Consider the following 11,503-nt stretch of genomic DNA (forward strand, 5'->3'; position numbering starts at 1 on the left):
GAGCCGTCCCACCCGGCGCAGAAAGACATGGGGGAGCCGTATTCTCTGCCGTTATTATCAAAAATAACGCAGTTAGAAGCGCCCTTTACACCGCCGTACTCATTGGTACAACAATTTACAGGATTAGTTTTGCTACAAGGAACAGCCGTCGTTCCCGTAGAAAACTTGAAACAAGAAGCATCTGCGGTAGCAGTACCAGTACCACAATTATCCGGCCCGCTAGAGGCGCCTTCTTTTACACACCAACTATTATCGTTCGTCCCATTGCAATAATACTGGGCAGACGGACAAGTGGTTCCGTTTTGGCCGTCATAGCAGTGATAGGAGCCGCAAATATAGTCCTCCGCCTTGACCGTTCCGTTATCCCCGGAACCGGGGTACATGGTTAAAGTGCGGATAGGCGGCGTATCGTTGGAGCTGGCAATATTTTTGCCGCCATAGTATTTAACAATATCAAATTTAATGGTTTGTAAGGGAAACGCAATAGAGTAGGTACTCATGGCCAAGGGCTTATTGGCACAGTAGACCGTCATACACAACCCTAAACAATGGTTGGGGTATGTGTTCTTTTTATCCGGGGCGGGATACGGCTGGTCGTACTCAATCAAGGCGGAATTTTGCCATGGGTCCGCATAAGTGTTTCCACTCGCATTTATGACATTGTCGCCGTCTTTTAGTACGCCAGAAACAAAACTGCGGTCATGCTCAGACCCTTTCAACTTTCCGTCTTTAGATAAGCCCAAATTACTGTCATCCGCTGCTTTCCAGCCGCAATATCTCCCAGAAATGGTTGATGGCTCTGTCGTTGTTTCGTTCTTATAAAACACACCGGCAAATTTAACGTCTGCCTGTGCTTGCGCAAAAGCGGGCACTGCCGCCGATAACAAAAGCAAAGGCAAAGCCGCCGCCAAGGCCGCTTTCCCCGCAAAGAACTTACACATTTTTGTAAATGTCATATTGTTTGTTTTGTAGTTTCCCATAGATATTAAACCAAATACTAATTAAAAATTAAGCCCTTCAAAAATCTTTGCTCCGTCGTGCGCGGGTAAAAATGCCACGCACCGGTGCTACGCATACCATATATTATATATAAAATATGCCCAGCACCTACACTTATAAATTTTTGCAACTTTTGGCGTACTTGTCAACTATTTTCTATCCTCGGGCGCGGGCCGGATAAAAATTCCCTGCGCGGCGCACTTTTGGGGGACCCGTAAAAATCACTCCCGCGGGAGTACCGTTTCCCTATACAACGCAAATGCACCGCGCCCGTTTTGCTTTACATAATACAACGCCTTGTCCGCTTTTTCCAACAAGCCGGAAGCGTCCGTGCCGTCCTGCGGGAAAACGGAAATCCCCTGGCTGATACTTAAATGCACGTCTTTGCCGTCCGTATACCGGGCGGGAAGCGTAATCGCGCGGATACGCTCCTGCAAGCGTTTGGAAATAATTTTGGCCTCCTCCCCATTGGTGCGCGGAAGCATAATAACCATTTCGTCCCCGCCAAAGCGGCACGGAAAGTCCGTCTGCCGCAAACTGGTGCGAATCACGCGGGAAACCTCTTTTAAGGCCCAATCCCCTATTTGGTGGCCGTAGCCGTCGTTAATCTGTTTGAACAGGTCAATATCCAAAATAATTAAAGACATCGTCAGGTCAAAGCGTTTGGAGCGGTAAATTTCGTCGGCAAATTTTTCGTTAAAAAAGCGGCGCACGGGCAGTTTGGTTAGCTCGTCGTAATTGGAAAGCTCCTGCACGCGCTCAAACAGCATGGCGTTATCTATGGCCAGGGCAATTTGGGTGGAAAACTGCTTTAGTGAAATAAAATCCAAATACCCGATTTTGCGCCTGGAAAGCAAGTTATCAAAGGTTAAAAAACCTACCTTGTTGCGCTGTACCTTTAGCGGGATATAAATAACGCTTTTGCGGGAAGTATAGGTGTTGGGGGAGTCAAACACTTCGCGCAAGAGTTCCTTTTCCCCCTCTTTTAAGGCGGAGCCGTCCTCCGTAGTCACCTGGCCGGAAATATCCACCCCTAAAATGGATTTAATTTTGGTGCCGTCGTAATTCGTCAAATACAGGCGCACGCGGTCAAAACGGAAATACTTTTGAACGCCTTGCAAAATCAGCTCCAGGCCGTCGTTCAAGCGCAAAGAGGAGGCAAACACCGTGGCTAAATTATTTAACGCCGTGGATACCGCTAAACGCTGGTTTTTGGCCTGGTCAATTTCCGTATTGCGCAAATTGTGGGAGATTTCTTTAGCCAGGGCCTTAATCAGTTTTTCTTCCTCCCCGGTGAACACGCGGTTCTTGCGGAAGCGCTCCATGCGTATTACGCCCACTTTTTCCGCCATATAGGTAGAAACTTTTTCCCCCTGGATAGACATGGTGGGCTTTTGCCACCGCACCAGCACATAGGCCGCGGGGTAGCTTAAATCCGTACTGACTACAAAACCGTCTTGCAGTAAAGACTTCAAAAACCAAGGCTCATTTAATACGGATATATCTTCCTGCATATCCATACAGTATTCTTTTTTGCACATCATTTTTAGGGAGAGCAGCGCCCTATCCTGCTGCCAATTAAAAAAATACACGCGGTTTAACTTAAATAAACTCAACAAGGCCGGCAGGGCACATTCCAACAGTTCCCGCTTGTTTTGAAAGGACTGGTTGAGCTGTTTGTGAAATTTGTAGAGCGTATAAGACTCTTTATCAAACATAAACTATCCCTCGTACAGTGAAAGCAAATGGTTAATTTCTTTACAGGCGTTGTCCAGGGCGCGGTCCAACCCGGCCATGGTAAAGCGTTCTTCCACAATATCCGTGGCGCTGACGGCAAACACTTTATTTAATATTTCCATCACCGTACCCGTCACCGTGATATTGGGCAACGTTTTGGAAGACGCCAAAATGTTGCTGTATGTTTGCAACCGGCGTGCGGAAGAAAAAATAAACTGCTCAAAGGAATCTTCAAACGCCGGGAATACTTCCATCATCCCCGCATAGCGGATTTGGTTATCCGCCCGGGCACACCATTTGATAAATTTTAAGGCGTTTTCTTTCTCTTTGGAAAGCACGTTTACTATTAAATTCATGCCCGATAAGTACGAATAATACACGTTCCCGGTGGTGGGCACGGGCACCGTTTTTACGCGCAGGCCGCGTTTGGTATCAAAACTGGCTACCCCCTGTTTGCGGGAAATTAAAATGCTGGCTTTGCCGGAAACCATAGTGCCCAAACTGCCGCGTTCGCGCAAAATGGGCATATATTCTTTAATAGCCAGGGTGATGTAGTCCTTAAACCCGGCCTTAAATTGCGGCGTATTAATCAGGCAGGTTTTCAAATCGGGCGAGAACAGCTCCGCGCCGCGGTCCCACACGGCCGGAAGCGCGCACCGGACGGAAAGAGAGCCGCGCCAATCGCTATTTTGCATGGGGTAATAGCCGGGGTTATCCCGAAATGCGCGTTTGAGCGCCTCGCACACGCTTAACAGGCCGTCCCAAGTGGCCAGTTCTTCTTCCGGGTGGGCGGAAACCATTTTCAAGTGGTCGCCGCGGAAGTGTAAGGCGCTCATATCAAACCACCACGGATAGGAATGAATATCCTTCGTTCCCGGGCGATAACAATGCGGTTTTAACGGAAACAACACATTACTTAAAGAAAGCCCGGGGTCTAATTTAGAAAGGTTTTCCGCCACGCCGGCCCGCGTTAACAGCGCCGTCCAGTAGTGCGGGATTTGCACCAAATCCGGTATTTCTTCTTCCGGCGCCGGGTTTTTAAGCATAAAAATCTTGCGCCACAGCACATTGCGCGTAAACACGCGCACGGTCAGCTCCACGCCGGGATGTTCTTTTTCAAACAAACGGCGGAGCAACTCATAATCTTCTTTCGTGCGGGCGCCGGAATCCGGCATGACCCAAATAATCATAGCTTATCTCCAAGAGCGCACTTTCATATTGGGGTTTACGTTAATATTCCATTTAGGGGCTTGGCCTGTTTCGTCCGCGTGCGCTAATTTTTTATAAGCGGCCAAAGCTATCATGGCGGCATTGTCGGACGATAACTTCCTATCCACAAACCGCACGTCTAACCCGGCCTCCCGGCCTTTTTGTTCCATCATCTGCCTAAGCAGTGTATTGCCTGCCACACCGCCCCCAACCGCAATGTGGTGTACTTTATATTTTAGCGCGGCTTTGAGGGTTTTGGCTACTAAAGTTTCAACCACCGCCGTTTCAAACGAGGCACACACGTCGGGCACGCTGATATTTTGGTGGTCCCGCAAATAATAGCTGACGGCCGTTTTAATGCCGCTGAAAGAAAAATCCCAGGTGCCGGGCAACAGCGGGCGCGGGAAACGGATAGCATCCCGCCGCCCCAAAAGCGCCTGTTTAGATACCTGCGGCCCGCCCGGATACGGCAAGCCCAACAATTTGGCTACTTTATCAAAGGCTTCGCCGGCGGCATCATCCCGCGTGCGGCCCAATTCTTTATATTCGCCATAGTTTTTAACATATAAAAGCTCGGTATTTCCGCCGGAAACCACCAACGCCACCAACGGGAACTCAAGCGGGCGGCAGGCGCGGCCGTTCTCGTATTCACACGCAAACAGGTGGCCTTCCAAATGGTTTACCCCAATCAGCGGGACTTGCTTGTAAACGGCCAATGTTTCGGCCGCCACACGCCCCACCATGAGCCCGCCCGGCAACCCCGGCCCGCTGGCAAAAGCCACGCAGTCTATCGGCGTTTGGCCGAGGGCGGATTCTATCACGGCGGCAATTTTGGCCGCGTGCGCACGGCTGGCTAACTCCGGCACGACGCCATGGTATTTTTTATGTTCGTCTATTTGCGAATAAATCACGTTGGATAAAAGCTCCGTACCGCCTTTTAATACGGCGGCGGAAGTTTCATCACAGGTGGATTCTATCCCTAAAATTGTAAAATCCTTTTTCATAAAGCACCTTATTTTTTATCTTGCGCCGGAGCCTGTTTTTGCGGCGCGGCCTTGGGGGCGGATTTTTTACCTTGGGTTTCTTTTTTGGAAGCGGCCTTTTTTGTTTTGGCGGCTTCTTTAGCGGCTTTGGCTTCGGCGGCCTCTTTTTGGGCCTGCTCCAAGGTTAATTTGCCCGTTAAATACAAAACAGCTTTGTCCAACACCGGGTCTTTTTCCGTCATTTCCGGCAGTTGCGCCTTTTGCCCGGGGGTGTATACCACTTTATTATACTGCATAAAAACTTTTATTTCTTGTTCCGGGTCCACTTCCACTTCAATATCTGGGAAAATGCCCCCTTCGTCCGCCTTGGATTTATCCCGGTAATTGCGTTGGATAAGCCGCCCCGCCGGGGTGTAATATTTGGCAATCGTCAGGCGCAGGCCCGCCCCGCCGGAAAGCGGCAACACTTGCTGTACGCTCGCTTTGCCGAACGAACGCTGGCCGGCAATCACCGCGCGTTTGTTATCCTGCAACGCGCCGGAAACAATTTCGCTCGCGCTGGCGGAGCCTTGGTTGACCAGCACCACCATCGGAATATCCGCATACGGCGCTTTGGCGTTGGTCTTAAATTCCTGGTAGAACTCCTTTTTGCGGCCTTGGGTATAAACAATCATCTGTTTATCCCCCATAAAAAGTTTGGCCATATCCACCGCGCCCGTCAGTAAACCGCCGGGGTTGAAACGCAAATCCAACACCAGGGACTGCATCCCCTGTTTTTTAAGCTCTTTTAAGGCTTTGTTCACGGCTTCTATCGTGTGGCCGGAAAAATCCACCACATATACATAGCCGATTTTGTGCGCCAACATGCGGGAATAAACCACTTCCGGCACGATTTGTTGCCGTTTTAAGGTTAAATCGGGCAGGTTTTTATATTCGCCGTTTTCCGCCTTGCGGCTCAAGGTCAGTTTTACCTTGGTGCCCACTTCGCCGCGCATCAAGTCCACGGCTTCGTCCAGTTTCATATCTTTTAAGTCGCGGTCGTCCACAAATATAATGCGGTCCCCCGGCATAACCCCCGCCTTAAAAGCAGGCGTGCCCGGCATGGGGCTCATCACCGTCACATAGCCGTCCACCATTTGCAAACGGATACCCAACCCGCCGAAATCGCCCCGGGTTTCGTTCTTTAATTCTTTGTAATCTTTCGGCTCTAAATACTGGGAAAAATCGTCCAATTCCCCCACCACGCCTTTAATGGCGCCGTTAATTAATTTATCGGAATCGGTACTTTCCACATAATTTTCTTTTACATATTCCAACACGTCAATAAACGTGCGGATTTTGCGCAGCCCCCCGTCTGCCGACGCATACGCATACGGGAACAGCGTTCCCATAAAAAACATCACAGCCGCCACAACGGCCCAAGTGTTTAATTTTTTATCTTTCATAATATCCTCATCAAATTTATTTTAACCACGCCAGCGGGTCTACCGCCACCGTCCCTTGCCGTATTTCAAAATACACCGCATAACGCCCGGTGCCGGAAGAGGTTTGCGTGTCCGGCCCGGCGGAGCCCACCACTCCCTGGCGGGGCAGTTTATCCCCCACCGCGGCTTTAATATCCTGTAAAAAGCCGTAAATGGAAAAGAAACCTTTGCCGTGGTCCAAAATAACCACATTACCGTAAGAGCGGAACGGCCCGGCATAAATCACACTGCCTTCTTCCGCCGCGCGGACTTCTTGCCCCCGCTGGGCGGCAATTTTAATGCCGTCGCGGAAAATCCAGGTATTCAAATCGGCGCGGTATTCTTTACCGAATTTGCTAATCACTTTGCCGTTTACCGGCCACGGCAGGGAGTGCGGCGCCGCATCTATTTTAGGCCCGCCGGAGGCACTCTTTTTGGCGCCCGCCGTTTTTTGGGCAGAGGCTTTGGCATCCTGCGCTTTGCGGGTGCGTTCAAACTTGGCAAGCAAATTGTTTAACGCCTCGGCGGAGCGGTTTAATTCGTTAATCTCTTTACGCACTTCCTCTGCCTTGCGTTTGGTCACATCCAACGCGCTCTTTTTTTTGCGGAAACGGGTGGTAATGACCCCTTGTTCTTCTTCTAACTTGGAACTGCGCTCCTGCAACTGCTTGTTTTTGGCTTCATACGTTAAAATCTGTTTATCGGTCAGGCGCTGTTCTTTATCCATAGCGGCGGTAAACGCGGCTTTATGGGTTATCATACGGTCTACAAAAATATCTTCTTCCAAACTGTACCCGCCGGGGCAATCATAGCACCGGGGCGTAAAATAATACGCGTCCAACTCCGCCAGCACCACCCGTTGCCACAGGGGCATACTTTTTTTTAATACGGCGCGTTTATCCGCCGTGGAAAGCAAACTTTGCTCTATGTAGGAAATATCCGCCTCTACCTTGTTTTTTTTGCGTTCCGCTTCCCGGCGGCGGCTTTCCAAATCGGAAATTTCCCGCGAAATTTGTTTTTCCGCCTCGCGGTATTTTTTTAATTCGTTTTCTTTTTGGGCCGCTTGGCTTTTTAAGCGCGCAAGCTCCCGCTTCTTATCTTCCGTTTCGTTGGAAAATAAGGCAGGAGCCCACAACAAAAACACACTTAAAAGCACTAAAACTTTTGCCATTTTGTCAGTGTCCACCCCAAAAGGGCGCAAAGCAGAGCCAGCCCCGCTTGCCGCCACATACAGCCGTATTTATTCAGTACCGGGAGCAAATATCCGGCCGGATAGACCAGCACCGCCATCAGCCCCCAACTGCACGCGGCCGCCAACAGGCCGGAAAACACCCCCGCGCTCAAATGTTTGGCTTCGGCCGGGTAGGCTTCCACCAAAAACATAAATCCGAGTAGCAATAGCACCGCAAAGGCCAGCGCTACATTCAGCACCCGCAAGCAAAGCCCCGCCAAAAAGAGGGTATGCGCGTGGGCCGGGCTGTATTTAGCCGAAAGGCCCGGATATTCCGCCGCCAAATTATCTACAAACGGCCCGATGTTATTAATGGCCTGATAACTTAACTTCAGCTCAAAATACGCCGGCATTTTATTGCGCCCCATCAGCAGTAAAGACTGCGTAAGCTGCGGGTTCTTTTTTTGCAACGCGGCCAGCGCATCCGCCGGGGAAAACAAATTTACAGAGGTAATATCTTTTTTGGCGCTTAAACTTTCCCCCATTTGGGTCAGCTCGTCCTGCGCCACTTCCGGCGCGACGGTTAAAATGACCTTAAAATCGTCATTGAGCCGGGTAAAATAATCCTTTAATTGCAGTTGGGCAAAGTTGACCGCCTGCAACAAAACCGCTAGCGCAAACACCAGCACAAACACCCGGCGGTACAGCCGGAAGATGTGCTTGGATTTGCGTTTTTCGGGTTCTAAAAATTCGTCCATTTAGTCCTCGTCCGTATCGGAAAGCTCCGTCCACCCCAACGCGGCGGAAAATTTATTTTTCAAATCCGTATTGTGGTACACGCCGGTAAAACCGTCATAGTCGCCATAGGCAATACCCAACAGCATACCCGATGTATGCGTGCCGGTGGCCCAGGCCAGGCCCTTTTGCTCGTTAATCAGTTTTTTAACGGCATCATAATCCGTCGGGTTTTCCAAAACGGAAATATCCACATGATACCCAAGCCCCTTATCTAACATTTCCTGAAATTTCTGCGGTGTTTGTTGAGCCGCGGGGAGTTTTTTGAAATCTTCGTTGACATAATAAAGCACCCGTGTTTGCAAGAGGAGTTTATCGTATTGTTTATAGTCAATATAGTCCGTATGTCCGCCGTAAAGCATTTCCCCTTGTGCGTTTTTATGCTGTACTTGCGCTTCATCCAAATGGCGGTAGTTAAAGGCGGGGGCGCCGGTTTCGTGGTCCGCATTTAAGTAAACTAAGGTATCTTCGTTTTTATCGGCAAAGGCGGTTAGCAACGGCAAAGTTTCGTCCAGCGTCAGCATTTCATAATAAGAGGCCCCGGCGTCGTTTTCGTGCAACGCCCAGTCAATTTTTCCGGCTTCCACCATTAAAATAAACCCTTTCGGATTTTTAGAAAGCACTTTTAGCGCCGCAACGGCCATATCTTTTAAGGTAGGCGTATTGGGGTGGAGTGTTTTTTCCACATAAAAGGGCATGGCTTCGTCCGCAAACAACCCCAAAATCTTTTTGCCTTTGGCACTCGCCAGTTGTTTTTTATTTTTGACGATGGTGTAGCCTTGTTTTTTGGCTTCTTTCAGTAATTTTTTATTTTCCCCTTGCGTAAAATATTTAAGCCCGCCGCCCATAATCACGTCCGCGCCGGAAGCTATCATTTGGCGGGCAATATCATATTTCATCTTGCGGCTGCGCGCATGGGATAAAAACGCGGCCGGGGTGGCGTCCGTCACATACACATCCGTCACAACCCCTACGGACATTCCGCGCTCTTTGGCTTCTTCCATAATGGTTTTTACGTTTAGGCCGGAATAATCCTGCCCAATATAATCCGGCAAGGAAAACTGCCCCGTGGCCATTTGGGTAGCGGCGCAAGCGCTGTCCGAAACGATACTCCCTTTGGTATTGTTAAAGTAAAGGCCCGTATCGGAACGGTTGATGAATTTTTCCAAATTGGAAACTTTATCCGGGAAAGCCGGGTTATTGCCGTTGCGTACGGCTTCCATAAAGAAACCGACGGCCGACGGCCCCATACCGTCCCCAATCACCCAAATTAAATTTTTAGCTGTTTTGGCCTGTGCGCCCACAGCAAACAAACAAACTGCCAGTAATACTAAAAACTTCTTCATGCCACACTCCTAAATAATTGTTTTGTGATACAAGTTAATGTATTCCTGGGCGGATTTATCCCAAGAATTATCCGCCGCCATGGCGTTTTTAACCAACTTAAACCATTGTTTTTTATCCGCATACGCTTTTAAGGCCGTATCCAGCGCGGCGCAAATGCCGTCTTCGCTCAGCGGGTCTATAAAAAATCCGGTTGCGTCACTGGCGGGATAACCCTTTACGGTGTCGGCCAAACCGCCCACGCGCGAAACCACCGGCAACGTGCCGTATTTCATGGCAATCAGTTGGCTGAGCCCGCACGGCTCAAAGCGGGACGGCATTAAAAATAAATCCGCCCCGGCGTAAATTTTGTGGGCCAATTCTTCGTCCAAGCGGCCGCGGTACGCCACGCAAGAGGGGTTATTGCGCGCCAACGCCTGGTAAGCCTTTTCCAGCTTCGGGTCCCCGGCGCCCAAAATAGTAAACAGCACCCGGCCTTTATAGCGTTCAATCACATTCACGGCCGTATCCAACCCTTTTTGATAGTCCAGGCGGGAAACCACCCCCACCACAGGTTTCTGCGGGTTTTGCTCCAGGCCACATTCTTCCAACAGGGCCATTTTGCAGGCGGTTTTACCGCGTTGAAATTCAAACGCATCATAGCCCATGGGCAAAATCGGGTCGGTTTCCGGGTCCCAAATTTCCGTATCAATCCCGTTTACAATGCCGCAAAAGTTTTTACTGCGGAAGCGTAATAAACCTTCCAATCCAAAACCTTTGGCGGGGTCATTTTGAACCTCGCGGGCATAGTTGGGGCTGACGGTGTTTACGTTATCGGCAAACACAATGCCGCTTTTCAAAAAGCTGATACCGCCGTAATATTCAAACTTATCCGGCGTGTAATCCACCGGGTGGAAACCGGCTTTTTCGTAAGCGGAATACGGGAAGTGCCCCTGGTAGGCGATGTTATGAATGGTAAACAAACTGCGCGTGCGGGTATAAAAAGCATCCAGTTTATACACGGTTTTTAAGTACGCCGGAATTAACCCCGTCTGCCAATCGTGGCAGTGGATAATATCCGGGCGGAACCCCACAAATTTGCACCCTTCCAATACGGCGCGGCAGAATAAAATAAAGCGTTCGTCGTTATCCGGGTATTCGCCCGCTTTGGTGCGGTATAAATCCGGGCGGTCAAAATACTTCCGGTTGCCGATAAAAAACACAATTACCGTGCCCCAGTTAATATAGGAAAGGGTCACCTGTTCAATCCGCCCGCCGATGGGGATTAAATACACGCCGGGCACCACTTTTAGCGAGGCCACCCGCGAAAGATTGCGGTATTGCGGCAAGAATAAAATTACTTTATTGCCTTTGCGCATACCCAACTGCTGGCTAAGCGCGCCGACGACGTCGGCTAAACCTCCGGTCTTACAAAACGGGAACGCCTCACTGGCGGCCATTACAATATTCATTTTTCCTCCCCGGCCGCGCCTTTGGCTGCGGCTTCTTCCTGTTCGGTTTCTACTGTTAAAATTTGGTTATTGAGCCGTTCCTGCCGCTCCGCAACCGCTACGGGGTCTTGGGCGGCGGTTTCTCCGCTGGGCTCCGGCAAATTTTGGGCCGGGTTTTCCGGCTGATTTTGAGCCGGGTTTTCCGGCGTTTCAGCGGGAGTTTCTTCCCCGGCGGCGGTTGTTTCAGCCGCGGCGGCTTGGGGCTCCCCGGCGGCGGATTGAGTTTCCGCCCCGGCAACGGCTTGGGCTTCCCCGGTGGCGGTTTGGGTTTGCGGCATTTCTAATCCCGGCAGGGCTTCTTGCCCGAGCGCG

General features: G+C 50.2%; 9 protein-coding genes and 1 pseudogene. All 10 read right to left on the minus strand.

Annotated features, from left to right (window positions below; genetic code table 11):
* A partial coding sequence (locus ACQY18_RS05250) for a hypothetical protein (protein WP_428039109.1) occupies nucleotides 1-956 on the minus strand: 956 nt, incomplete at its 3' end.
* A gap of 264 nt (nucleotides 957-1,220) precedes the next feature.
* Nucleotides 1,221-2,717: a diguanylate cyclase gene (locus tag ACQY18_RS05255; RefSeq protein WP_176777316.1), complete on the minus strand. Its 1,497-nt coding sequence runs from the start codon at nucleotides 2,715-2,717 to the stop codon at nucleotides 1,221-1,223.
* A 3-nt stretch (nucleotides 2,718-2,720) separates the two neighbouring features.
* A complete protein-coding gene (locus tag ACQY18_RS05260; RefSeq protein WP_176777317.1) occupies nucleotides 2,721-3,926 on the minus strand; it encodes an extracellular solute-binding protein in 1,206 nt (401 codons plus the stop codon).
* Between the two features lie 3 nt (nucleotides 3,927-3,929).
* Nucleotides 3,930-4,949 (minus strand): tRNA (adenosine(37)-N6)-threonylcarbamoyltransferase complex transferase subunit TsaD, encoded by a 1,020-nt coding sequence (gene tsaD, locus ACQY18_RS05265; RefSeq protein WP_428039110.1) that lies wholly within the window; start codon nucleotides 4,947-4,949, stop codon nucleotides 3,930-3,932.
* A gap of 8 nt (nucleotides 4,950-4,957) precedes the next feature.
* Complete coding sequence (locus ACQY18_RS05270; RefSeq protein ID WP_428039111.1) at nucleotides 4,958-6,373, minus strand: S41 family peptidase; 1,416 nt, start codon at nucleotides 6,371-6,373, stop codon at nucleotides 4,958-4,960.
* A gap of 16 nt (nucleotides 6,374-6,389) precedes the next feature.
* Nucleotides 6,390-7,562: a peptidoglycan DD-metalloendopeptidase family protein gene (locus ACQY18_RS05275; RefSeq protein ID WP_176777320.1), complete on the minus strand. Its 1,173-nt coding sequence runs from the start codon at nucleotides 7,560-7,562 to the stop codon at nucleotides 6,390-6,392.
* The gene (locus ACQY18_RS05280; RefSeq protein ID WP_428039112.1) at nucleotides 7,547-8,320 is read right to left on the minus strand and encodes a hypothetical protein; all 774 of its coding nucleotides are present in this window, start codon (nucleotides 8,318-8,320) and stop codon (nucleotides 7,547-7,549) included. The genes ACQY18_RS05275 and ACQY18_RS05280 overlap by 16 nt, the downstream gene beginning before the upstream one ends.
* Nucleotides 8,321-9,703, minus strand: a complete 1,383-nt coding sequence (locus ACQY18_RS05285; protein ID WP_428039113.1) for an alkaline phosphatase — start codon at nucleotides 9,701-9,703, stop codon at nucleotides 8,321-8,323.
* Nucleotides 9,704-9,712: 9 nt separating this feature from the next.
* Entirely contained in the window at nucleotides 9,713-11,152 is a 1,440-nt protein-coding gene (locus ACQY18_RS05290) for a glycogen synthase (RefSeq protein ID WP_428039114.1), read from the minus strand.
* Nucleotides 11,149-11,503: pseudogene (locus tag ACQY18_RS05295) on the minus strand (hypothetical protein); the annotation flags it as partial. The pseudogene ACQY18_RS05295 and the gene ACQY18_RS05290, both read right to left, overlap by 4 nt.

It is taken from the genome of Candidatus Avelusimicrobium faecicola (genome assembly GCA_900540405.1).
Classification (GTDB): Bacteria; Elusimicrobiota; Elusimicrobia; order Elusimicrobiales; family Elusimicrobiaceae; genus Avelusimicrobium; species Avelusimicrobium faecicola.

Coding starts and splice junctions, on each gene's coding strand:
- ACQY18_RS05255 (WP_176777316.1), bottom strand. CDS start 2,717: ATGTTTGATAAAGAGTCTTATACGCTCTACAAATTTCACAAACAGCTC.
- ACQY18_RS05260 (WP_176777317.1), bottom strand. CDS start 3,926: ATGATTATTTGGGTCATGCCGGATTCCGGCGCCCGCACGAAAGAAGAT.
- tsaD (WP_428039110.1), bottom strand. CDS start 4,949: ATGAAAAAGGATTTTACAATTTTAGGGATAGAATCCACCTGTGATGAA.
- ACQY18_RS05270 (WP_428039111.1), bottom strand. CDS start 6,373: ATGAAAGATAAAAAATTAAACACTTGGGCCGTTGTGGCGGCTGTGATG.
- ACQY18_RS05275 (WP_176777320.1), bottom strand. CDS start 7,562: ATGGCAAAAGTTTTAGTGCTTTTAAGTGTGTTTTTGTTGTGGGCTCCT.
- ACQY18_RS05280 (WP_428039112.1), bottom strand. CDS start 8,320: ATGGACGAATTTTTAGAACCCGAAAAACGCAAATCCAAGCACATCTTC.
- ACQY18_RS05285 (WP_428039113.1), bottom strand. CDS start 9,703: ATGAAGAAGTTTTTAGTATTACTGGCAGTTTGTTTGTTTGCTGTGGGC.
- ACQY18_RS05290 (WP_428039114.1), bottom strand. CDS start 11,152: ATGAATATTGTAATGGCCGCCAGTGAGGCGTTCCCGTTTTGTAAGACC.